The following is a 21940-nucleotide window of genomic DNA, read 5'->3' as shown; positions in this document are numbered from 1 at the left end:
CGTGCCACGGCGTCAGCCCTTCTCCAGGTACTGCTCCCGCTCCTCGTCCAGCAGGGCGTCCAGGGCCGTGCGCAGGCCGGGGAGGCGCTCCAGACCGGGGTCGGCCGCCACGACCGCCGCCGCCTCCTCTCTCGCCTCCGCGATGACCTCCTCGTCCTCGATGACCGCGAGGACCCGGAGGCTGGAGCGGGCGCCGGACTGGGCCTGGCCGAGGACGTCGCCCTCGCGGCGCTGTTCCAGGTCGATGCGGGAGAGCTCGAAGCCGTCACGGGTGGAGGCGACCGCGTTCAGGCGCTGGCGGGCGGGGCTCGCCTCGGGCATCTCGGTGACCAGGAGGCACAGTCCGGGGGCGGAGCCCCGGCCCACGCGGCCGCGGAGCTGGTGGAGCTGGGAGACGCCGAAGCGGTCGGCGTCCATGATCACCATGGCGGTGGCGTTGGGGACGTTCACGCCGACCTCGATGACCGTGGTGGCCACCAGGACGTCCGTGTCGCCCGCCGCGAACCGGCGCATGACGGCGTCCTTGTCGTCGGGGTGCATACGGCCGTGGAGGACCTCGACCCGCAGGCCCTGGAGCGGGCCGCCGCTCAGTTGGTCGGCCACCTCCAGGACGGCCAGCGGGGGGCGCTTTTCGGCCTCGTCCTCGGGGGACTTCTGCTTGCCGGACTTCTTCGGGTCGGCCGCCTCGTCGATGTCGTCGCCGATCCGGGGGCAGACCACGTACGCCTGGTGGCCGTTCGACACCTCCTCGCGCACCCGCTCCCAGGCCCGGGCCAGGAAGTGGGGCTTGTCGGCGGCGGGGACGACATGGCTGGCGATCGGCGAGCGGCCCGCGGGGAGCTGGTCCAGGACGGAGGTCTCCAGGTCGCCGAAGACGGTCATGGCAACGGTGCGCGGGATGGGCGTCGCCGTCATGACCAGCAGGTGCGGGGGCTGCCTGCCCTTCCCGCGCAGGGCGTCGCGCTGCTCCACGCCGAAGCGGTGCTGTTCGTCCACGACCACGAGCCCGAGGTCGTGGAACTGCACCTTGTCCTCGATCAGCGCGTGTGTGCCGATCACGATCCCGGCCTCACCGGTGATGAGGTCCAGCAGGGCCTGACGGCGGGCGGCGGCCCCCATCGAGCCGGTGAGCAGCACCACCTTGGTGGCGTGTTCGGCGCCGCCCAGCATGCCTCCCTCGGCCAGCTCGCCCATCATCTCGGTGACCGAGCGGTGGTGCTGCTGGGCGAGGACCTCGGTGGGCGCGAGCATGGCGGCCTGGCCGCCGGCGTCGACCACGGCGAGCATCGCGTGCAGGGCGACGAGTGTCTTGCCCGACCCCACCTCGCCCTGCAGCAGCCGGTGCATGGGGTGCTCGGTGGCGAGGTCGTCGAAGATCTCCTTGGAGACCTTCCGCTGGCCCTCGGTGAGGGTGAAGGGCAGGCGGTCGTCGAAGGCCGCGAGGAGGCCGTCCGGCTTCGGGGAGCGCGCCACGGCCGGGAGTTGGGCGTCGTCGTGGCGGCGGCGGGCCAGGGCGATCTGCAGGACGAAGGCCTCGTCCCACTTCAGGCGGGCGCGGGCGTCGGCGACATCGGCCTTGGTGTGCGGGCGGTGGATCTTGAGCAGGGCCTCGGGGAGGGGGACCAGGCCCCGGCCCTCGCGCAGCGTGGGCGGCAGCGGGTCGAGGGCCTCCTGGGCGCTGGGCAGTACCGTCTGGACGGCCTTGCCGATCTTCCAGGACTCCAGCTTGGCGGTGGCGGGGTACAGGGGGATCAGGGCGCCGGCCCAGGTCTCGACCGCCTCCTCGCCGTCTCCTCGCAGCAACTCATAGGCGGGGTGGGCCAGTTGGAGGCGGCGGTTGAAGACGGAGACCTTGCCCGCGAACATCGCGCGGGTGCCCGGCAGCAGCTCCTTGTGGGGTTTGTGCACGCCGTTGCCGAAGAACACCAGCTGGAGCCGGCCGCTGCCGTCCGTGATGGTGACCTCCAGCCGCTGCCCCTTGCCGCGCGGGGCCTTGGCGGAGGCGAAGGAGTGCAGTCGGGCGTCGGCGACCTGGGCGACCACCGTGACGTGCTCGTCCATGGGGAGGTCGGCGAGGTGCGTGAGCTGGCCGCGCTCCTCGTATCTGCGGGGGTAGTGGTGCAGGAGGTCGCCGACGGTGTGCAGGCCGAGGTGCTCGGCCATCACCTTCGCGGTGGCGGGGCCGAGCACTGACTTCAGCGGTTGTTTCAGTGGTTCTTCCAGTGCGGGCACGAGATCCATTGCACACCACACCACCGACAATGCCGCACAGCTGCCCTGCGGATTCGTCGGGCCACGCCGTTTACATCCGGGAAAGTGCTGGTCAGGTAGCCCGTTCCGGCTCTAGGATGGCGCGCTCCGGCCATCCCCCGCGGTCACCGCCCCATCCGGGACCGCCCGACCCCGCGCCGAACGCGTGCTCCCCCCACCGGCGCTGCGACGATGGACTCCCAGACCTCACAGTCATCCCAGGCATCCCAGTCACCTCATACGTTCCAGGTCGACCTGCGTGGTCTGGTGGACCTGCTATCCCATCACCTCTACTCGAGCCCCAGGGTCTACCTGCGCGAGCTGCTGCAGAACGCCGTGGACGCCATCACCGCACGGCAGGCCGAGGAGCCCGGCGCCCCGGCCCGGGTGCGGCTGCATGCCGCCGACGGCGGCCTGCGGGTGGAGGACAGCGGCGTCGGACTCACCGAGTCGGACGTGCACAGCCTGCTGGCGACCATCGGCCGCAGTTCCAAACGGGCCGACGGCCTGCAGGAGGCACGCTCCGACTTCCTCGGCCAGTTCGGGATCGGCCTGCTCGCCTGCTTCGTGGTCGCCGAGCGGATCCGGGTGGTCAGCCGCAGCGCCCGTACGCCCGGGGCGCCGCCGGTCGAGTGGACGGCGAGCGACGACGGCTCGTACACCGTGCGCACCCTGCCCGACTCGGCACGGCCCGAGCCGGGCACCACCGTGCATCTGACGGCGCGGGCCGGTGCGGGCGAGTGGCTGGCCGCGCCGCGGGTGCTCGCGCTCGCCCGGGACTTCGGCTCGCTGCTGCCGTACGACATCCGGGTCGGCGAGGAGCCGGTCACGGACCTCCCGGCGCCCTGGGACCGCACATATCCGAGTCCCGCCACGAGAAGGGTCGCGCTGGCCCGGCACTGCCACGAGCTGTTCGGTTTCACCCCGCTCGACTCGATCGGGCTGGACGTGCCGCTGGCCGGGATCCGCGGGGTGGCGTACGTGCTGCCGGCGGCGGTCAGCCCGGCGCAGCGGGCCACGCACCGTGTGCACCTCAAGGGCATGCTGCTGACCGAGCGCGCCGAACAGCTGCTGCCCGACTGGGCGTTCTTCGTGCGCTGCGTCCTGGACACCGACAGCCTGCGGCCCACGGCCTCGCGCGAGTCGCTGTACGAGGACGAGACGCTCTCCGCCGTACGGGAGGCGCTCGGCGAAAGGATCCGGTCCTGGCTCACGGGGCTCGCGGCCGGCGACCCGGAGCGGCTGGCCGCGTTCCTCGCCGTGCACCACCTGGGGGTGAAGTCCCTGGCCCGGCACGACCGGGAGATGCTGCGCACGATGCTGCCGTGGCTGCCCTTCGAGACGACCGACGGACAGCTGTCCCTGGAGGAGTTCGCGCAGCGGCATCCGGTGGTGCACTTCACGCGGACGGTCGAGGAGTACCGACAGGTCGCGCCGATCGCCTCCGCCCAGGGCGTCGGCGTGGTCAACGGCGGCTACACGTACGACGCCGAACTCGTCGAGGCGCTGCCGTCGGTGCGGCCGCGGACGGTGGTCGCCGAGCTGGACGCGGACACCGTGACCGCCCACCTGGACGCGGTGGACCCGGCCGAGGAGCTGGCGCTGTCCGGCTTCCTGGCGGCCGCGCGGGCCAGGCTCGACCCGCTGGGCTGCGACGTCGTCCTGCGTGCCTTCCACCCGCTGTCCGTGCCCGCGCTCCACCTGGACGACCGGGCCGCCCGGCACGAGCAGGCGCGGGCGGAGGCCGAGGAACAGGCGGACGACCTGTGGGCGGGCATCCTGGGCTCGCTGCGCGGCAGCGCGACGCGCGCGCGGCTGGTGCTCAACCATCTCAACCCGCTGATCCGCAGGATCAGTTCGCTGGGGGACCCGGAGCTGATCGGCACCGCGACCGAGTCGCTGTACGGGCAGGCGCTGCTGATGGCGCAGCGGCCGCTCAGGCCGGCCGACTCCGCACTGCTGAACCGGGCGTTCATCGGCCTCCTGGAGTGGGCCACGCACAGGGAGGACGGCCGCTGATGGGCGAGTTCACGGACTTCGACGCCCTGCGCCGGGCGATGGCGGAGAACTCCGAGCAGCCGGAGGGCCCGGCGCGCAACGCGCGCGCGGAGCTGCTGCTCGCCGAGGCCGAGAAGCTGAACGTCCCGCTCGCCGTGATCGAGGCGCTCGGGCACCAGCTGAAGGTCTACAACTACAGCTCCGAGAAGGACCGGATGTTCGTCCCGTTCGCGCGGCTGCTGCGCCTGTGGGACGAGCGTCCGGAGGACTTCGACGAGTACGAGGCGCACTCCCTGCACTGGGTCTTCAAGTGGGTGTCGGCGGGCATGCTGGACCAGCCGCACATCCCGCTCGGCTCGATCGAGAAGTGGCTCGGCGAGATGGAGTACCGCTACCGGCTCGCCGGACACTCCGAACGGGCCGTGCGCAGCGCCGAGTTCAGTGTGGCCGCGCACACCGGCGACCTGGAGCGCGCGCAGCGGGCGTACACCGCATGGCTGGCCGCGGACCGGGACCGGATGGCCGACTGCCACGCCTGCGAGCTGCACGGGCAGGGCGTGTGGCAGGTCGCCTGCGGCCGGGAGGCCGAGGCGCTGGAGCTGTGGCGGCCGGTGCTGGAGGGCGAGTACAGCTGCGCCCACGAGCCGCACACGGTGCTCGCCTCCTCGCTCGCGCCGCTGCTGCGGCTGGGCCGTCCGGACGAGGCCCGCGCCCACCATCTGCGGGGCTTCCGCCTCGTGCGCCCCATGGAGAGCATGCGGGGCGCCTACGCCGACCATGTGGAGTTCTGCGCGCTGACCGGGAACGAGGCGCGCGGTCTCGAACTGCTCGCCGAGCGGCCGGCGTACTTCACGGACACCGGGCATCCGCGCAGCCGGCTGGAGTTCCTGACCGTGGTGACCCTGCTGATGGACCGGCTGACCGAACTGGGGCTGGGCGAGCGGCAGGTACCGGGCCCCGCCGGACGGTCGTGGACCGCACGCGAACTGGCCGTCCACACGCGCGCGCAGGCCCTGGAACTGGCCGCGCGGTTCGACACGCGCAACGGCACGTCGTACGTCGGCGACCGCGTCCTCGCGCGCATGGCACAGCGCCCGCTGGTGGAGCGGCTGGCGCTGGGGGTGCGGACGGCGCGCTCCACGCCGGCGCCCGTGGCCGCGCCCCAGGCACCCCGGCCCGCCTCCCCGCCGGACCTGTCCACGCTGCTCGACGAGGCGCGCCGGATGTCCGACACCCTGCAGCCGCACGCCCTGGAGGCCTGGGCGGCGGTCGCGCGGGCCGCCGGGGACGACGCACTGGATGCGCGCGACCGCGCGGAGATCGCCGATCACGAGGCGATGGCCCGCGGCCCCGAGGGCATCGCCCTGTTCGAGCGGGCCGCCGCGCTGTACGCGGAGGCGGGCGACCCCGGTGAGGCGCTGGCGGCACGCGCGCGCGGCGCGTACGTACGCGCGCTGACGGGCGAGGTGACCGCGGCGCTGACGACGGTCGCCGGGCTCTACGACGAGGCGCTCGCGCTGTACGCCGAGGGGGGCACCGGCGTACGGCAGACGGCGTCCGTGGTGATGAGCCGGGCACGGATCCTCATGCGACGGGTGCACGAGCGGGCGCCGGGTGCCCCGGATGCACCGTGGGCCGCGGAGGAGACGGTCGCGAACGGACCGTGGCCGGGCCCGGACGGCGACGCGGCGGACACGAGCACCCAGGCCGGCCCCGCCCTCGGGCACGCCCAGGACCCCCTTGCGGACTCCGGGGCGGCGGACACCGGTGCCCCGGCACCGGGGGCGCGGCCCGGACTCTCCGGCGAGCCCGCCCAGGATCCTGTTGCGGCCGCGGAGGCGGCCGTGCGCGAGGTGCTGGCGCTGGTCGAGGGGCGGGCGAAGGGCGACGTGCGGCTGGCGGCGCGGGCCGCCGAGGCGCTGGCGATGCTGGCCGAGCTGGCCGGGCAGTCCGGCGCCGCCGAGCGGGCGGCGCGGCTGTTCGGGCGGGCCGCCGCCGAGTACGTGGCGGCAGGGCTGCCGTGGTTCGCGGTCGAGTACGAGGTCCAGGCCGCGGCGCTGGCCCACCAGCTCGGCGACCCGGGCGAGGCGGAGCGTGCGCTGCGGTCCGCCCTGGAGCACGGCGGGCCGTACGTGGAGACGGCCGGGCGGGCCCAGCTGCATCTCCAGCTCGCCGAGGTGCTCGGCGCCCGGGAGGAGCCCTGGGAAGCCGCCGAGCACGCCCTGGAGGCCGCGCACTGGGCCGACGAGGCGGGCGAGAGCGCCACGCTGGGCGCCTGGGCGCGGCACCAGCTGGGCGGCTTCCTGCTGCGCCAGGGACGGTGCGCGGAGGCCGCCGAGGTGCTGGAGTCGGCGCTGCATGACCTGTCCGCCGAGACGCACGGCGACGGGGCCCTCGTCCAGGCGCAGTGGTGGCTCGGGGACTGTCTGAGCGAGCTGGGCGAGCACCGGGCGGCCGCCGAACGCCGGCTCCAGGCCGCCGAGATCGCCCGGCACTGGCCCGAGCAGCAGGATCACGCCACGCTCGCCCACCTGGCCGCCGAGTCCCTGGGCAGCGCCGGGCTGCTGGACGAGGCGGACCAGGCCTACGCGCGCGCGGGCGAGCTGTGGCGCTCGCTCGGCAATCCGCACTTCCTCGTCCGCTCGCTGCGCGCCCGCGCCTGGCTGGCGCTGCGCCGAGAGGCCGGGACACAGGGCGCGCGGGAGGCGATGGCCAACGCGGTGCAGGAGTGCGAGCGCGCTCTGGAGGCCGCCGGGGACCCGGTGGCCGAGGAGCAGCTCATCGCCGAACTCGGCAGCACGCACCGGCAGTTCGGCGACCTGCTGGCCCGCTCGGCGGCCGGGGAGACCGAGGAGTCCGGGGAGTCGGAGGAGTCCGGGGAGTCGGAGGAGTCCGGGGAGTCGGAGGACGCGGTGATCCAGGCCGCGTTCGAGGACGCGCTGGCCCAGATGGAGCGCGCGGCCCGGCTGTTCGGCTCGCTCGGCGCGGAGGGACTGCACAGCCGTACCGGCGCCGAGCTGGCCGCGGGCTGGCTGGAGGCCGACCTCGGGCGACCCGCCGGGGCAGCGGCACGCGCGCGTGGCGTACTCGCGGCCTACGAGACCGCCGACGAGCAGGACGAGACGGCCGGGGAACGGCGGGCGGAGGCGACCCGGATGCTCCAGCTGGCGGAAACGGAACAGAACACAGCACAGAACACAGCACAGAGCACGGCACGGAACAGCGAGCGGTGAGGGACCGCTCGCCGAGATCACTCCACCCCGATGAGCAGCAGCGCTCCCTGACGACCGCCGCCCTGCACCACCGTGTCCACGGCGAGGAACGACAAACGGAAGCGACCGTACGCTCCAGCCGGCGGAGACGGCACAGAACAGCGAGGGGTGAAGGACCGCTCGCCGAGATCACTCCACCCCGATGAGCAGCAGCGCTCCCTGACGACCGCCGCCGTACACCACCGTGTCCACGGCGAGGTAGAACTCGCGTACGCGTGTCTCCAGGTGGTCGGCGACGCTCGGCGGTGCCTCGTCGCCGACGACGAGGGTGACCAGCTCGCCGCCGGCCTGGAGCATGCGGTCCAGGACCGTCTCGGCGATGGCGGTGACGTCCGCGCCGATCACCGCGACGTCGCCGTCGATCAGGCCGAGGACGTCCCCGGCCTGGCAGATGCCGGCCGTCGTCCACGACTGGTGTTCGGCGACGAGGACCTCGGCGTAGCGGGTGGCGCCCGCCGCCGAGGTCATCTGGACGACGTCCTCGTCGAACCGGCGCTGCGGCTCGTGCACGGCGAGCGCGGCGATGCCCTGCACTGCCGAGCGGGTCGGGATCAGGGCCACGCGGATGCCCTCGGTGCGGGCCTGCTCGGCAGCCGCCGCGGCCGTGTGGCGCAGCTCGGCGTCGTTGGGCAGCAGCACGACCTCGCGCGCGTGGGCACGCCGTACCGCCTGCACCAGCTCCCCGCTGGCCGGCGGCTCCCCGGGGCGCGCGAGGACGGCGGTCGCGCCGGCCTCGGTGTACAGCCCCGCCAGGCCCTCCCCGGGCACGACGGCGACGACGGCCCGCTGGGCGCGCTCGCGCGGCGGCCGCTCGCCGCCGGTGTGCACGTCGCCGAGCCCGAAGTGGGTGATCCGGATGCGGTACGGCCGCCCGGCCTCGACGCCCGCCTCCACGGCGGCACCCGCGTCGTCGACGTGCACATGGACGTTCCACAGCCCGTCGCCGCCGACCACGACGAGGGAGTCCCCGAGGACGTCGAGACGCTGCCGCAGCCGGGCCACGGCCTCGTCACGGGCCTCCAGGAGGTAGATCACCTCATAGGCGGGCCCGCCGGCCTCGGCGCCCTCCGCGCACGGCTCCCCCGGCACCGCGGAAACGGCCTCCACGCGCGCGTGCACAGCGGAATCGGGACCGGGACCGCCGGCGGCACGGGAGGCGGCGGGAGGAGCGGCCCCGGCGGCGGCACGCGAGGCGGCGTGAGCAGCGGCCCCGGCGGCGGCGCGGGAGGGGGCAGGAGAGGCGGCCCCGGAAGCTGCACGGGAACCGGCAAGGGACGTTCCCTCGGAAGCTGTGCCAGAGGCGGCTTCGGCGACTGCTCCGGTGACAACTCCGGTGACGGCCTCCGGCGGTTTCGAGGCTTCCCGCGCCGCCGCCTCCCGTACCGACTCCCCCGTGAACGCCTCCACCAGCGCCCCCAGTACCTCCACCAGCCCCCTGCCGCCCGCGTCGACCACCCCGGCCCGCTCCAGCACGGCCAGCTGGCCCGGAGTCGCCGCCAACGCCTCCCTGGCGCCCTCGTAGGCGGCCCGCGCGACCGTCCCGCAGTCCCCCTCGGCCTCCTCGGCGGCCTCGGCCGCGGCCGAGGCGACCGTCAGCACCGTGCCCTCGACCGGGTGGGCCACGGCCTCGCGGGCGGAGTCGGCGGCGTGCCGCAGGGCCAGCCGCAGCCCCGCGCCGTCGGCGTGAGACGCCTCCCCCGCCTCCCGCGCGGCGAGCACCTGGGCCATGCCCCGCAGCAGCTGGGCGAGGATCGTCCCGGAGTTCCCGCGGGCCCCGATGAGCGCCCCGTGGGCCATCGCGCGCACGGCGTCCGCGAGCGACGGCTCCTGCGCGCCCGTCCCGTACCCGGCGAACACGGCCTCCACGGCGGTCGCCGCCGACTCCAGGGTCAGGTACAGGTTCGTCCCGGTGTCCCCGTCGGCCACCGGATAGACGTTGATCGCGTCGATCTCCTCGCGCGCCCGCCCCAGCGCCCCGAGCGCCAGACCGCACCAGGTGCGTACCGCGAGAGCATCGAAGAATGTCTGCGGCACCTGCGCCACCTGTGCCTCCCTGGCTGGCTGGACGTGGACGCAGCGTAGACCCCGGAGTGGTGTGCTCCGGAAGAGGGCCGGGAGCGGACCCCTGAGCTGCCATGGTAGTTTCGTTGTGCTGGCGCAGCCGTTGTATGCTGCTCCGGTTGCCCGATCCACATCGGGCCGTTCCCCTGGCAACGCCACTCAGATCTCTGATCCTGCGATCTCGATCCCGGCAAGCCGGGATTATCCGTAAGTGCATCTGAAGTCTTTGGAGTGACCCGTGGCTGCCAACTGCGACGTCTGCGGCAAGGGGCCGGGCTTCGGCAACAACATCTCGTTTTCGCACCGCCGTACGTCCCGCCGCTGGAACCCGAACATCCAGCGTGTGCGTACCGTGGTCGGCGGGACGCCGAAGCGCGTGAACGCTTGCACCTCGTGCATCAAGGCCGGCAAGGTCTCGCGCTGACGCTACAGCTGAGCGCGCGGCCACCGTCTGGTTCGCTGCATTGAGCCGGTCCACCTGAGGGTGGGCCGGCTTTTTGCCGTACCTTCTCGCAGCGCCTCTGCCCGCAACACCTCCACCCGCAGCCGCGCCTCTGTCCACGGCTTCCCCTGTTGCGTCCCTTGTTGCGACGGCTTCCCTGTCGCCACGGCTCCTGCCGTTGCCACGGCTTCCCCCGTTGCCGTGGCCGCGACCGGTTCAGTTCCTGAACCGCCACCCGTGGTCCACCGGACCGATCCCCGCCCCCAGCGCGAACCCGGCGGCGATCGCCCCGGTGACGTACGCCTTGGCCTCCGCGACGGCCTCCGGCACGGTCAGCCCTTTCGCGAGCCCCGAAGCGACCGCCGAGGCGAGCGTGCAGCCCGTTCCGTGCGTGTGCCGGTTGTCGTGCCGGGGAGCCCGCAGCCAGTGCTCGGCGGAGCCGTCCGTGAGCAGATCCACCGCGTCCCCCGCCAGATGGCCGCCCTTGATCAGCACCCACCGCGGCCCGTACCCCAGCACGGCCGCCGCGGCCCGGCGCAGATCGTCCTCCGAGTCGACGCGGACCCCCGTGAGTTGGACCACCTCGTCAAGGTTCGGGGTGGCCACGGTCGCCGCCGGCAGCAGCTTCGTGCGGACCGAGTCCAGCGCGGAGGCGGCCAGCAGCGGGTCACCGTGCTTGGAGACGCCCACCGGATCCACCACGACCGGCACGTCCGTGGCGGAGATCAACTCGGCGACGGCCTCGACCAGTTCCGCGGAGGCCAGCATCCCGGTCTTCACGGCCTGGACGCCGATGTCGTCCACGACGCTGCGGTACTGGGCCCGTACCGCCTCCACGGGCAGCTCCCAGGCCCCCTGCACGCCCAGGGAGTTCTGCGCGGTCACGGCCGTGATCACGCTCATGCCGTGCACACCGAGCGCCAGCATCGTCTTCAGGTCGGCCTGGATGCCCGCGCCGCCGCCGGAGTCCGACCCCGCCACCGTGAGAACCCTGGGAATCATGACTCGATGTCTCCGAAGTGGTCCCAGCCGCCCTTACTGGTCCAGGGCGCCCCGTCGACGGTCACCTGGGGCAGCGCCGAGGGGTTGAGGACCTCGCCGATGACCTTCCAGCGGGCCGGCAGCTTGGCGTCCGGCGGGAAGGTCGCCACGATCGCGTGGTCCTCTCCCCCGGTCAGCACCCACTGCAGCGGGTCGACGCCGACGGCCTGCCCGATGTCGTTCATCTGCGTGGGGATGTCGATCGCGCCCGAGCGGATGTCGATGCGCACCTTGCTGGCCTCGGCGATGTGCCCGAGGTCGGCGATCAGCCCGTCGCTCACGTCGCACATGGCGGTCGCGCCGAGCCCGGCGGCGGCCGGGCCCGCGTGGTACGGGGGCTCGGGACGCCGGTGGGCCTCCACGAAGGCGCGCGGGGAGCGGAAGCCGCGGGAGAGCACCGCATAGCCGGCCGCGGACCAGCCCAGCCAGCCCGTGACGGCCACGAGGTCGCCGGGCTGGGCGCCGGACCGGGTCACCGGCTCCTGGTTGCGCAGATCGCCGAGCGCGGTGATCGACACCATGATCGTGTCGCCGCGGACCACGTCGCCGCCGACCACCGAGGCGCCGGCCACCTGGCACTCGTCCCGGATGCCGTCCATCAGCTCGCTGGGCCAGGTCACGGGCAGTTCGGCCGGGACGACCAGGCCGAGCAGCAGCGCGGTCGGCACGGCACCCATCGCGGCGATGTCCGCGAGGTTCTGCGCGGCCGCCTTGCGGCCGACGTCGTACGCCGTGGACCAGTCGCGGCGGAAGTGCCGGCCCTCCAGCAGGATGTCGGTGCTCGCCACCACCCGGCGGTCGGGCGCGGCCACCACCGCGGCGTCGTCGCCGGGGCCGACCCGGACGGCCGGAGTGGTGGTGAGACGGGAGGTGAGCTCCCTGATGAGCCCGAACTCCCCGAGCTCACCAACAGTGCCCTTCATTGCCCTTGCTCCCCTTCTGTCCCTTGTTCTGTCCCTTGCGGTGCCCGGTCGCGCGTCATCAGTGTCCCCGATACGGTCGAGGTGACCGTCAACTTCTGTCGTGCCTGCACCCTGGCGCGCAAGCCCGCTGCCCGGGGGGTCTCCCCGCGGACAGCGGCGACGCGATACCGTGGCGTTCCTTTTCCCCACATGATCCTCGTGGCCGCCCTGGAGGTTCCGTGGTACAGGCGTACATCCTGATCCAGACGGAGGTCGGCAAAGCGTCGACCGTCGCCGAGACGATCAGCAAGATCCCTGGAGTGATCCAGGCCGAGGACGTGACGGGACCGTACGACGTCATCGTGCGCGCCCAGGCCGATACGGTCGACGACCTCGGTCGCATGGTGGTCGCCAAGGTCCAGCAAGTGGACGGCATCACCCGCACCCTGACCTGTCCGGTGGTGCATCTGTAGCCCCCGTCTACGCTTGGCCGGTGAACAACTTCCGTCACCGGCCCCTAGGCCTGCTCGCGCCCGCGTTGCTGATCGCGGTCGCGGGCTGCTCCTCGGCAGACGACAGCGGCACGGTCGCGGTTCCCAGCCCCGACGCCAGGACGGCGCCGGTGTGCCGGGAGCTGGACCGGGCGCTGCCCGGGAAGCTCGACGGACGGAGCCGTAACGACCCCGAGCCCCGGTCCGCCTACACGGCGGCCTGGGGAAGCCCGGCGATCATACTGCGCTGCGGTGTCGTGCGGCCTCCGAAGATGATCGACCCCAAGGTGGCCGAGGGCGGCGACGCGGACGCCCTGCCGGGCGGAGTGGACGGCGTCGACTGGCTGATGGAGAAGCAGAGCGACGGCACCTGGCGGTTCACCACGGCCAACCGCGTGGCCTATGTGCAGGTGAGCATGCCCGAGGGCATGTCCGCGCAGGACGGCACGCCGGTGCTCACCGGCCTCGCGGCCGCGGTCAAGAAGGCGATCCCGAAGGGGATCGCCTCCATGCGCTGACGGTACGACCGCGCCCGAAGGGGCGCGGGGAACCGCGCGACCGGCCACAACGCACCCGCAGGTGCCGACCGGCCCCCGACCGACCTCAACGCACCCGCAGCTGTCGACCGGCCCCCGACCGGCCACAACGCACCCGCAGCTGTCGACCGGCCCCCGACCGGCCACAACGCACCCGCAGGTGCCGACCGGCCCCCGGCCGGCCTCCCCGGCGGAGCGCTACCGCAGCCCGGTCGGGCGGCGCAGCGCGGCCTGCACCAGCAGGTCCACCAGCTCCGGGTAGCTGACCCCGCAGGCCTGCCACATCTGCGGGTACATCGAGATCGGGGTGAAGCCGGGCAGCGTGTTGACCTCGTTGATCACGAACTCGCCGTCCTCGGTGAGGAAGAAGTCCGCGCGGACCAGGCCCTCGCAGGAGACCGCCTCGAACGCCTCGACCGCGAGCCGCCGCACCTCGGCGGTCTCCTCGTCGGTCAGCGGGGCCGGGACGATGCCGGGCGTGGAGTCGATGTACTTGGCGTCGAAGTCGTAGTACGCGTGCGTCTCGGGGGGCGGGATCTCGGCCGGGACCGAGGCACGCGGGCCGTCCTCGAACTCCAGGACGCCGCACTCGATCTCCCGGCCGCGCACCGCGGCCTCCACCAGGATCTTCGGGTCGTGCCGCTGCGCCTCGGCGATCGCCTCGTCCAGGCCGGAGAGGTCGTCGACCTTGGTGATGCCGATCGAGGAGCCCGCGCGCGCGGGCTTCACGAACAGGGGCCAGCCGTGCTCGCCGGCGAAGTCGATGATCTTCTTGCGGGCGGCGGACTCGTCCCGCTCCCACTCGCGCGGCCGGATCACCACGTACGGGCCGACCTTGAGCCCGAAGGAGGTGAACACCCGCTTCATGTACTCCTTGTCCTGGCCGACGGCCGAGGAGAGCACGCCCGAGCCCACGTAGGGCACGCCGGACAACTCCAGGAGGCCCTGCAGGGTGCCGTCCTCGCCGTACGGGCCGTGCAGCACCGGGAAGACCACGTCGACGTCGCCGAGGGCCTTGGGAACGGCCCCGGGCTCGGCGTAGACGACCTCGCGGCTGGCGGGGTCGACGGAGAGCACCACGCCGCCCTCGGTGGACTCGGCCAGATCCTCGACGGCGGGCAGGCGGCGGTCGGTGATGGCCATCCGCTCCGGTTCGTCGGCCGTCAGCACCCAGCGGCCTTCCCGCGTGATGCCGATCGGCAGGACGTCGTACTTCGTCCGGTCGATGGCGTTCAGGACGGCGCCGGCGGTGACCATGGAGATCCCGTGTTCGGAGCTGCGCCCGCCGAACACGACGGCCACGCGGGGCTTGCGTGCGGGCTGCTCAGGGCTCTGGGGGAGGTTCTCGGTGCTCATATCGCGTTGAGAGTACCCGTTGGTAGAGCCCGGACACAGCGTCGGCGGGCCGCCGGAAGGGGGGGCGTCGCTCAGCGTCGCTCAGCGTCGCTCGGGCTTCGCGCTGCGCGACATCAGCTCCTTGAGGGCGACCACCGGCGGCTTGCCCTCGTGCACGATGTCCACGACCGTCTCGGTGATGGGCATGTCGACCCCGTGCCTGCGGGCCAGATCCGCCACGGACTCGCAGGACTTGACGCCCTCGGCGGTCTGCCTGGTGACCGCGATGGTCTCCTGCAGGGTCATGCCCTTGCCGAGGTTGGTGCCGAAGGTGTGGTTGCGGGACAGCGGCGAGGAGCAGGTGGCGACCAGGTCGCCGAGTCCGGCGAGGCCGGAGAAGGTCAGCGGGTCGGCGCCGAGCACGACCCCGAGGCGGGCGGTCTCCGCCAGGCCGCGCGTGATGAGCGAGCCCTTGGCGTTGTCGCCGAGCCCCATGCCGTCCGCGATGCCGACGGCGAGGCCGATGACATTCTTCACGGCACCGCCCAGCTCGCAACCGACCACGTCCGTCTCCGTGTACGGCCGGAAGTACGGGGTGTGGCAGGCGGCCTGGAGCCGCTGGGCGACCCCCTCGTCGGTGCAGGCCACCACGGCCGCGGCGGGCATGCGGGCGGCGATCTCGCGGGCCAGGTTGGGGCCGGTGACGACCGCGATCCGGTCGGCGCCGACCTTGGCGACGTCCTCGATGACCTCGCTCATCCGCATGGCTGAGCCGAGTTCGACGCCCTTCATCAGGGAGACCAGTACGGTGCCGGACGCCAGCAGCGGGGTCCACTCGGCGAGGTTGGCGCGCAGGGTCTGGGAGGGGACGGCGAGGACGGTGAAGTCGGCGTCCCGCAGGGCCTCGGAGGCGTCCGCGGTGGCCCGCAGGTTCTCCGGGAGCTCGACACCGGGCAGGTAGTCGGGGTTGGTCCGTGTGGAGTTGACCGCCTCGGCCAGCTCGGGGCGGCGGGCCCACAGGGTGACCTCGCAGCCGGCGTCGGCGAGGACCATGCCGAAGGCCGTGCCCCAGGAGCCGGTGCCCATCACGGCCGCCCGGACTGGCTTGCTCACTTGCCGCTCTCCTCTTCCGTGCCGCTGCGCGAGACTTCCTTGCCGGCCTGGGCGGCCTCCGGGCCGGTCACCGGGCCCTCCCCGTCGGGCTGCGTCCGCGCGCCCGTCCGAGGGGCGAGCGGCAGCGGGGCGGCGCCGCTGGTCTGCACGACCGCCTCCGCACCCGCCTCCACGGTCGTTCTCGCGCCCGCCTCCGCACCCGTCTCCGCGGTCGTTCCCGCGCCCGTCTGCGCGGCCTCCTGCCCGGTCTGCGCGCGGGTCTTGCGGCGCTGCTCGATCCGTTCGCGGCGGGGGTCGTAGGGCCTCTCGGGGGCCTTCTCGCCGCGGATCTCCTCCAGCTGGCGGGTGATGGCCGCCATGATGACCTCGGTGGCCTCCTTCAGGAGGTCGGTGGTCATCTCCTTGTCGTAGAAGCGGGAGAGGTCGACGGGCGGGCCCGCGAGGACGCGATGGGTCTTGCGCGGGAAGAGGTGGGGCTTCTTGGAGTAGGGCGGCAGCAGTTCGTTGCAGCCCCACTGGGCGACCGGGATCACCGGGCACTTGGTCTGCAGGGCCACGCGGGCGGCGCCGGTCTTGGCCGTCATCGGCCAGCCGTCCGGGTCACGGGTCAGGGTGCCCTCGGGGTAGAAGGCGACGCACTCACCGCGCTCCACGGCGTCGATGGCGGCCCGGAAGGCGCTGAGCGCGTCCGTGCTCTCGCGGTAGACGGGGATCTGCCCGGTGCCGCGCATCGCGGCACCGACGAATCCCTTCTTGAAAAGCCCGCTCTTCGCCAGGAATCGCGGAACCCGTCCGGTGTTGTACTGATAGTGCGCGTACGCGAAGGGGTCCACATGGGAATTGTGGTTCACCGCGGTGATAAATCCACCCTCGGCCGGAATGTGCTCCATTCCACGCCAGTCCCGCTTGATCAGAACCACCAGCGGCGGTTTGCAGAGGACCGCTGCGAAGCGGTACCAGAACCCGATTCTGCGGCGGGACACGCGGACACCTTCCTCTAGGACTTGCTCCGGGCCCGGGGGCCGCACAAGTGTCGCCCCAGGCCGCCGGTCTGTCGAGAACACCGTACGCCCGCCCGTCACCCGCCACCGCCTTCGGACGGAGCTTCGCGCCCCTCCCCTTCTCCGGCGTGCCGGAGGGCCCGGGTGACAATGAGCGCGACGAGAGAGGGGCGGTACGCCGGTGCAGTGGAGCTTGGTCATCCCCCTGAAGCCTCTGGCGCGGGCCAAGAGCAGGCTTGCGGACACCGCCCACGACGGGGTGCGTCCGGGGCTGGCCCTCGCGTTCGCCCAGGACACGGTGGCCGCGGCGCTGGCCTGCCGGGCGGTCGCGGATGTGGCGGTCGTCACGGACGACGAGCTGGCCGGCCGGGAGCTGGCGGCCCTGGGCGCCCGGATCGTCCCGGACGCACCGGGCAGCGGCCTGAACGCCGCCCTGGCGCACGGCGCGGCCGTCGTAAGGGAAATGCGGCCGTACGCCGCCGTCGCGGCCCTGAACGCCGATCTGCCGGCCCTGCGCCCCGGGGAATTGTCTCTGGTGCTGGACGCGGCGACCGAATTCCCGCGGGCTTTTCTCCCGGACGCGGCCGAACTCGGCACCACCTTGCTGGCCGCGGCCCCCGGCCACGCATTGCAACCGGTTTTCGGCGCCGGTTCCCGCGCCCGGCACCGCGCCTCCGGTGCGACGGAACTCCTGCTCGCCGCGGTCGATTCGGTACGGCAGGACGTGGACACCGGCGAGGACCTGCGCGCGGCGCTGGCCCTGGGGGTCGGTCCGCACACGGCGGCGGCGAGCGCACGCCTGCCGGCCGCCGGACAGTAGGCTGCGGTCATGCAGGCGACCGCATACACGTACGACCCCGAGACCCGCAGCGGCGAGGTGCTGCTCGACGACGGCACCCCGGTGCCCTTCGACGCGGCGGCGTTCGACGCGGGCGGGCTGCGGCTGCTGCGGCCGGGGCAGCGGGTGCGGATCGAGACGGAGCGCGCGGGCACCGCCGTCCGGATCACCCTCGTGACGCTCCAGACCTTCTAGCCGCCCACACCTTCCGGCCGCCCAGGCCTTCTAGCCGCCCACACCTTCCGGCCGCGGCCGCCACCCGCACCACGGGCGCCCGGGGCACCAGGGCACACACGCCGCGGGCCGGGCTCCCGCGGGGAGTCCGGCCCGGCATGAGTGCCCTGGTGACCTACGACGCCTTGCGGGCGGTGGCCTTCTTGGCGGTGGTCTTGCGTGCCGTCGACTTCTTGGCCGGGGCCTTCTTGGCCGTGGCCTTCTTCGCCGGGGCCTTCTTGGCCGTGGTCTTCTTGGCGGCGGCCTTCGTCGCGGTGGCCTTCTTGGCGGCGGCCGTGGTCTTCTTGACCGTCGCCTTCTTCGCGGTGGCCTTCTTCGCCGCGGCCGTGACCTTCTTCGCCGGCGTCGCCTTCTTGGCCGTGACCTTCTTCGCGGCGGCCTTGGTGGTCTTCTTGGCGGCGGCCTTCTTGACCGTCGCGGCAGCACCGCCGGTCAGGCTGCCCTTGGGCGCCTTCTTGACCGAGACCTCGCCGCCGCGCGGGAGCTTCTTCGAGCCGCTGACCAGGTCCTTGAAGCCCTGGCCTGCGCGGAAGCGCGGCACGGAGGTCTTCTTGACCCGAACCCGCTCACCGGTCTGGGGGTTACGGGCGTACCGAGCCGGGCGGTCCACCTTCTCGAAGGACCCGAAGCCGGTGACCGAGACCCGCTCGCCCGCGACGACCGCGCGGACAATGGCGTCCAGGACATGATCGACGGCTTCGGCGGCCTGCTGTCGGCCGCCCACCTTGTCGGCAATCGCTTCTACGAGCTGCGCCTTGTTCACGTCTTCCCCTTCGGAGACATCGCCAGAACGAAAGTGTTCAAGCTTTTTCGCACGTTAGGCAGATATATACCGCAAATCAAACACGAAACGGGCTTATCACCCTTGTGCCGCAACGGACTCGGCCGTCTCGGACTGTTCAGCGGTCCTCTTCAGGGATCCGACCCTCGTCGAGGTCCGTCATGAACCGCTCGAGTCGCCTTGCCGCATCGGCGAGATCGTGCTTGGCCACGGCCGTAATGACCAGCAGCTTCCGGGTCAGCGCCATCCGTACGCCCTCCGGGACTTGCAGTGCGCGCACTGTTGTGTGCGCTTCCTTCAGTCGGTCCGCGACTGCCGCATAGAGCTCGAGTTGGCCGTCGTGTTCCATGCACAGATTGTGCCATCTGGGGCGAGTTGTCGCCTGCGCAGGGTGCAACTGCCGCCTCAAACGGCCTTCCGGGCACTTGCGGAAGTCGCGATCACAGCACTCACGTACCCGGACAACAGCCCTGGTAACGTGGGGAGTTGAGGCGACCTGCGGGAATGTTCAGGGCCGTTCGGGTGCAGACATGGCTGTACCCCCAATCGTGGCGATCGGGGGTACAGAGGGGGCGTTGCGGTGGCCGAAACCTGATGTGTTCGGCCGCTCGGGATCAGCTCTGGAGCGTGCGCGGCTTGTAGGAGGGCCGCTTGCCCTCGTAGGCGGCGATGTCCGCCTCGTTCTGGAGGGTGATGGAGATGTCGTCCAGCCCGTTCAGCAGCCGCCAGCGGGAGTTCTCGTCCAGCTCGAAGGCGGCGGTGATGCCCTCGGCACGCACCTCGCGGGCCTCCAGGTCGACGGTGATCTCGGCCTCGGGGTCCTGCTCGGTCAGCTCCCACAGCGCGTCCACGACCTTCTGGTCGAGAACCACGGTGAGCAGGCCGTTCTTCAGCGAGTTGCCCCGGAAGATGTCCGCGAAGCGGGAGGAGATCACGGCCTTGAAGCCGTAGTTCTGCAGCGCCCAGACGGCGTGCTCGCGGGAGGAGCCGGTGCCGAAGTCGGGGCCGGCGACCAGAACGGTGGCACCCTGGCGCTCGGGCCGGTTGAGGACGAAGGACCCGTCCTTGCGCCAGGCCTCGAACAGCCCGTCCTCGAAGCCGTCCCTGGTGACCTTCTTGAGCCAGTGAGCAGGGATGATCTGGTCGGTGTCGACGTTGGAGCGGCGCAGCGGGACGGCCCGGCCGGTGTGGGTGGTGAAGGCTTCCATGGTTCTCAGACTCCAGCGGGCGTACGGGTGTCGGCGTCGGACAGGTCGGCGGGGGACGCGAGGTGGCCCAGGACCGCGGTAGCGGCCGCGACCTGCGGCGACACCAGGTGCGTACGGCCGCCCTTGCCCTGCCGGCCCTCGAAGTTGCGGTTGGAGGTGGAGGCGGAGCGCTCGCCCGGTGCCAGCTGGTCGGGGTTCATGCCCAGGCACATCGAGCAGCCCGCGTGCCGCCATTCGGCGCCGGCGTCCTTGAAGACCACGTCCAGACCCTCGGAGACGGCCTGCAGACCCACCCGCGCGGAGCCCGGGACGACCAGCATCCGTACGCCGTCGGCGACTTTGCGGCTGCGCAGGATCTCGGCGGCGGCGCGCAGGTCCTCGATGCGGCCGTTGGTGCAGGAGCCTACGAAGACGGTGTCCACCTTGATGGAGCGCAGCGGCTGCCCGGCCGCCAACCCCATGTATTCCAGGGCCTTTTCGGCGGCGAAGCGCTCCGAAGCGTCTTCGTACGAAGCCGGATCGGGGACGGACGCCGAAAGCGGCGCACCCTGGCCAGGGTTGGTGCCCCAGGTGACGAACGGCGAGAGCGATGCGGCATCGATGTGGACCTCGGCGTCGAAGACCGCGTCCTCGTCCGTCCTCAGCGTCTTCCAGTACGCGACGGCGGCGTCCCAGTCCTCGCCCTCGGGAGCGTGGGCGCGGCCCTTGAGGTACGCGAAGGTGGTCTCGTCGGGGGCGATCATGCCCGCGCGGGCGCCGGCCTCGATCGACATGTTGCAGATGGTCATCCGGGCCTCCATCGAGAGCTTCTCGATGGCGGAGCCGCGGTACTCCAGGATGTAGCCCTGGCCGCCGCCGGTGCCGATCTTCGCGATGATCGCCAGGATCAGGTCCTTGGCGGTGACGCCGTCGGGCAGCTCGCCGTCGACCGTGATGGCCATGGTCTTCGGGCGGGCCAGCGGCAGCGTCTGGGTGGCCAGCACGTGCTCCACCTGGGAGGTGCCGATGCCGAACGCCAGCGCGCCGAAGGCACCGTGCGTGGAGGTGTGCGAGTCGCCGCAGACGACGGTCGTACCGGGCTGCGTCAGGCCGAGCTGCGGGCCGACGACGTGCACGACGCCCTGCTCGACGTCGCCCAGCGGGTGCAGCCGCACACCGAACTCGGCGCAGTTCTTGCGCAGCGTCTCCAGCTGGGCGCGGGAGACCGGGTCGGCGATGGGCTTGTCGATGTCGAGGGTCGGGGTGTTGTGGTCCTCGGTCGCGATGGTGAGGTCGAGCCGGCGCACCTGCCGGCCGCTCTTGCGCAGTCCGTCGAAGGCCTGCGGGCTGGTCACCTCGTGCAGCAGGTGCAGATCGATGTAGAGGAGGTCGGGCTCGCCCTCGGCGCGCCGGACGACGTGGTCGTCCCAGACCTTCTCCGCGAGTGTCCTACCCATCGCTTTCCCTCCGGCCGGCAAAGGTCCACCGGCCCAACTAGAGATCTTGAGCAAGCGGTGCCCGTGCCCCTGATGTCGTGATTCCGGGCCTCCACCGCCAGGCCCGTTGGTCTGCGGGCCGCTGTGTGATTCCAGGGTGGCGCGTTCCACGGAAAATTGAACTTGCGTTTCACAGAGTGAGACGTGAGTATCGTTGCATGGACAACAGTAGCGGCGTCGGCGTTCTGGACAAGGCGGCCCTCGTCCTGAGCGCTCTGGAGTCCGGTCCGGCCACCCTCGCGGGTCTGGTCGGCGCCACCGGACTGGCACGACCCACGGCCCACCGCCTGGCCGTGGCTTTGGAACACCACCGCATGGTGGCACGCGACATGCAGGGCAGGTTCATCCTCGGCCCGCGCCTCGCGGAGCTTGCGGCAGCGGCGGGCGAGGACCGCCTGCTCGCCACGGCGGGCCCCGTGCTCACCCACCTCCGTGATGTCACCGGCGAGAGTGCACAGCTCTACCGCCGCCAAGGTGACATGCGGATCTGTGTGGCCGCGGCGGAACGCCTGTCCGGCCTTCGGGACACCGTCCCGGTCGGCTCCACGCTGACGATGAAGGCGGGCTCCTCGGCGCAGATCCTGATGGCCTGGGAGGAGCCGGAGCGCCTGCACCGCGGTCTGCAGGGCGCCCGTTTCACGGCGACGGCCCTGTCGGGCGTACGGCGGCGCGGCTGGGCCCAGTCCATCGGCGAGCGCGAGCCTGGCGTGGCCTCCGTCTCCGCGCCCGTCCGCGGCCCGTCCAACCGCGTCGTGGCCGCCGTGTCCGTCTCCGGCCCGATCGAGCGCCTGACCCGCCACCCGGGCCGCATGCACGCCCAGGCGGTCATCGACGCGGCCGGCCGCCTGTCGGAGGCCCTGCGCCGCTCGGGCTGAGCCCCGCCCCCCTGGAACACCGGACGAACGCCGAGCAGGGCCTGCCTCAACGCCGCGGCAGGCCCTGCTCGCTCCCCGGTCCCCCCT

General features: G+C 72.5%; 18 protein-coding genes and 1 pseudogene. 8 read left to right on the top strand and 11 right to left on the bottom strand.

Annotated elements, in window-relative coordinates:
- Positions 1-12: 12 nt before the first annotated feature.
- On the bottom strand, positions 13-2241 hold the full coding sequence (gene recG, locus ACZ7P3_RS29580) for an ATP-dependent DNA helicase RecG (RefSeq protein ID WP_472086259.1): 2229 nt from the start codon (positions 2239-2241) through the stop codon (positions 13-15).
- 201 nt (positions 2242-2442) lie between these two features.
- Here recG and ACZ7P3_RS29575 point away from each other — a divergent pair, with 201 nt between their 5' ends.
- Both ACZ7P3_RS29575 and ACZ7P3_RS29570 read left to right on the top strand, forming a co-directional pair.
- Positions 2443-4269 (top strand): HSP90 family protein, encoded by a 1827-nt coding sequence (locus ACZ7P3_RS29575; RefSeq protein WP_472086257.1) that lies wholly within the window; start codon positions 2443-2445, stop codon positions 4267-4269.
- A complete protein-coding gene (locus tag ACZ7P3_RS29570) occupies positions 4269-7481 on the top strand; it encodes a tetratricopeptide repeat protein (RefSeq protein ID WP_472086256.1) in 3213 nt (1070 codons plus the stop codon). Before ACZ7P3_RS29575 ends, ACZ7P3_RS29570 begins: the two co-directional genes overlap by 1 nt.
- Positions 7482-7649: 168 nt before the next feature.
- Here the strand turns inward: ACZ7P3_RS29570 and ACZ7P3_RS29565 are convergent, their stop codons facing one another.
- Positions 7650-9563 carry a DAK2 domain-containing protein gene (locus ACZ7P3_RS29565; RefSeq protein WP_472086255.1) on the bottom strand — a complete coding sequence of 638 codons (1914 nt, stop codon included), beginning with the start codon at positions 9561-9563 and terminating at the stop codon, positions 7650-7652.
- 256 nt (positions 9564-9819) lie between these two features.
- On the opposite strand from ACZ7P3_RS29565, the gene rpmB reads away from it, so the two are divergent.
- The gene (gene rpmB, locus ACZ7P3_RS29560) at positions 9820-10005 is read left to right on the top strand and encodes a 50S ribosomal protein L28 (protein ID WP_009190838.1); all 186 of its coding nucleotides are present in this window, start codon (positions 9820-9822) and stop codon (positions 10003-10005) included.
- A 234-nt stretch (positions 10006-10239) separates the two neighbouring features.
- Here the strand turns inward: rpmB and thiD are convergent, their stop codons facing one another.
- Positions 10240-11025: a bifunctional hydroxymethylpyrimidine kinase/phosphomethylpyrimidine kinase gene (gene thiD / locus ACZ7P3_RS29555; protein WP_472086254.1), complete on the bottom strand. Its 786-nt coding sequence runs from the start codon at positions 11023-11025 to the stop codon at positions 10240-10242.
- A complete protein-coding gene (locus ACZ7P3_RS29550) occupies positions 11022-11987 on the bottom strand; it encodes a thiamine-phosphate kinase (protein ID WP_472086253.1) in 966 nt (321 codons plus the stop codon). Before ACZ7P3_RS29550 ends, thiD begins: the two co-directional genes overlap by 4 nt.
- 218 nt (positions 11988-12205) lie before the next feature.
- On the opposite strand from ACZ7P3_RS29550, the gene ACZ7P3_RS29545 reads away from it, so the two are divergent.
- Together ACZ7P3_RS29545 and ACZ7P3_RS29540 are read left to right on the top strand one after the other, a co-directional pair.
- The gene (locus ACZ7P3_RS29545) at positions 12206-12439 is read left to right on the top strand and encodes an Lrp/AsnC family transcriptional regulator (protein WP_003997603.1); all 234 of its coding nucleotides are present in this window, start codon (positions 12206-12208) and stop codon (positions 12437-12439) included.
- Between the two features lie 20 nt (positions 12440-12459).
- Complete coding sequence (locus ACZ7P3_RS29540; protein ID WP_472086252.1) at positions 12460-12975, top strand: DUF3515 domain-containing protein; 516 nt, start codon at positions 12460-12462, stop codon at positions 12973-12975.
- 216 nt (positions 12976-13191) lie between these two features.
- Here ACZ7P3_RS29540 and ACZ7P3_RS29535 read toward each other — a convergent pair whose 3' ends face one another.
- From ACZ7P3_RS29535 to ACZ7P3_RS29525, 3 genes and pseudogenes are all read right to left on the bottom strand, one after another.
- On the bottom strand, positions 13192-14349 hold the full coding sequence (locus ACZ7P3_RS29535; RefSeq protein ID WP_472086251.1) for a D-alanine--D-alanine ligase family protein: 1158 nt from the start codon (positions 14347-14349) through the stop codon (positions 13192-13194).
- Between the two features lie 81 nt (positions 14350-14430).
- Positions 14431-15441 (bottom strand): NAD(P)H-dependent glycerol-3-phosphate dehydrogenase, encoded by a 1011-nt coding sequence (locus ACZ7P3_RS29530; RefSeq protein ID WP_472086250.1) that lies wholly within the window; start codon positions 15439-15441, stop codon positions 14431-14433.
- Between the two features lie 224 nt (positions 15442-15665).
- Positions 15666-16424, bottom strand: a pseudogene (locus tag ACZ7P3_RS29525) (lysophospholipid acyltransferase family protein); the annotation flags it as partial.
- Between the two features lie 199 nt (positions 16425-16623).
- On the opposite strand from ACZ7P3_RS29525, the gene cofC reads away from it, so the two are divergent.
- A complete protein-coding gene (gene cofC / locus ACZ7P3_RS29520; protein ID WP_472086249.1) occupies positions 16624-17262 on the top strand; it encodes a 2-phospho-L-lactate guanylyltransferase in 639 nt (212 codons plus the stop codon).
- Between the two features lie 9 nt (positions 17263-17271).
- The gene (locus ACZ7P3_RS29515) at positions 17272-17475 is read left to right on the top strand and encodes a hypothetical protein (protein ID WP_472086247.1); all 204 of its coding nucleotides are present in this window, start codon (positions 17272-17274) and stop codon (positions 17473-17475) included.
- 154 nt (positions 17476-17629) lie between these two features.
- On the opposite strand, the gene ACZ7P3_RS29510 is transcribed toward ACZ7P3_RS29515, so the two are convergent.
- The 4 genes from ACZ7P3_RS29510 to leuC form a co-directional block, all read right to left on the bottom strand.
- Positions 17630-18277, bottom strand: a complete 648-nt coding sequence (locus ACZ7P3_RS29510; RefSeq protein WP_472086246.1) for an HU family DNA-binding protein — start codon at positions 18275-18277, stop codon at positions 17630-17632.
- Between the two features lie 136 nt (positions 18278-18413).
- A complete protein-coding gene (locus ACZ7P3_RS29505) occupies positions 18414-18644 on the bottom strand; it encodes an SCO5555 family protein (protein WP_472086244.1) in 231 nt (76 codons plus the stop codon).
- 265 nt (positions 18645-18909) lie between these two features.
- Positions 18910-19503, bottom strand: a complete 594-nt coding sequence (gene leuD / locus ACZ7P3_RS29500; RefSeq protein WP_472086243.1) for a 3-isopropylmalate dehydratase small subunit — start codon at positions 19501-19503, stop codon at positions 18910-18912.
- 5 nt (positions 19504-19508) lie between these two features.
- Positions 19509-20939: a 3-isopropylmalate dehydratase large subunit gene (gene leuC, locus ACZ7P3_RS29495; RefSeq protein WP_472086242.1), complete on the bottom strand. Its 1431-nt coding sequence runs from the start codon at positions 20937-20939 to the stop codon at positions 19509-19511.
- A 197-nt stretch (positions 20940-21136) separates the two neighbouring features.
- On the opposite strand from leuC, the gene ndgR reads away from it, so the two are divergent.
- On the top strand, positions 21137-21853 hold the full coding sequence (gene ndgR, locus ACZ7P3_RS29490; RefSeq protein WP_145883474.1) for an IclR family transcriptional regulator NdgR: 717 nt from the start codon (positions 21137-21139) through the stop codon (positions 21851-21853).
- Positions 21854-21940 lie beyond the last annotated feature (87 nt).

This window comes from Streptomyces sp. NPDC107581, assembly GCF_055657175.1.
Note: the sequence above shows the minus strand (reverse complement) of the source record. Positions and strands in the feature narration are given on the sequence as shown.

What these genes read in the sequence shown, in the direction of transcription:
- recG (WP_472086259.1), bottom strand. Translation starts at nt 2,241, where the DNA reads ATGGATCTCGTGCCCGCACTGGAAGAACCACTGAAACAACCGCTGAAG.
- ACZ7P3_RS29575 (WP_472086257.1), top strand. Translation starts at nt 2,443, where the DNA reads ATGGACTCCCAGACCTCACAGTCATCCCAGGCATCCCAGTCACCTCAT.
- ACZ7P3_RS29570 (WP_472086256.1), top strand. Translation starts at nt 4,269, where the DNA reads ATGGGCGAGTTCACGGACTTCGACGCCCTGCGCCGGGCGATGGCGGAG.
- thiD (WP_472086254.1), bottom strand. Translation starts at nt 11,025, where the DNA reads ATGATTCCCAGGGTTCTCACGGTGGCGGGGTCGGACTCCGGCGGCGGC.
- ACZ7P3_RS29550 (WP_472086253.1), bottom strand. Translation starts at nt 11,987, where the DNA reads ATGAAGGGCACTGTTGGTGAGCTCGGGGAGTTCGGGCTCATCAGGGAG.
- ACZ7P3_RS29535 (WP_472086251.1), bottom strand. Translation starts at nt 14,349, where the DNA reads ATGAGCACCGAGAACCTCCCCCAGAGCCCTGAGCAGCCCGCACGCAAG.
- ACZ7P3_RS29515 (WP_472086247.1), top strand. Translation starts at nt 17,272, where the DNA reads ATGCAGGCGACCGCATACACGTACGACCCCGAGACCCGCAGCGGCGAG.
- ACZ7P3_RS29505 (WP_472086244.1), bottom strand. Translation starts at nt 18,644, where the DNA reads ATGGAACACGACGGCCAACTCGAGCTCTATGCGGCAGTCGCGGACCGA.
- leuD (WP_472086243.1), bottom strand. Translation starts at nt 19,503, where the DNA reads ATGGAAGCCTTCACCACCCACACCGGCCGGGCCGTCCCGCTGCGCCGC.
- leuC (WP_472086242.1), bottom strand. Translation starts at nt 20,939, where the DNA reads ATGGGTAGGACACTCGCGGAGAAGGTCTGGGACGACCACGTCGTCCGG.
- ndgR (WP_145883474.1), top strand. Translation starts at nt 21,137, where the DNA reads ATGGACAACAGTAGCGGCGTCGGCGTTCTGGACAAGGCGGCCCTCGTC.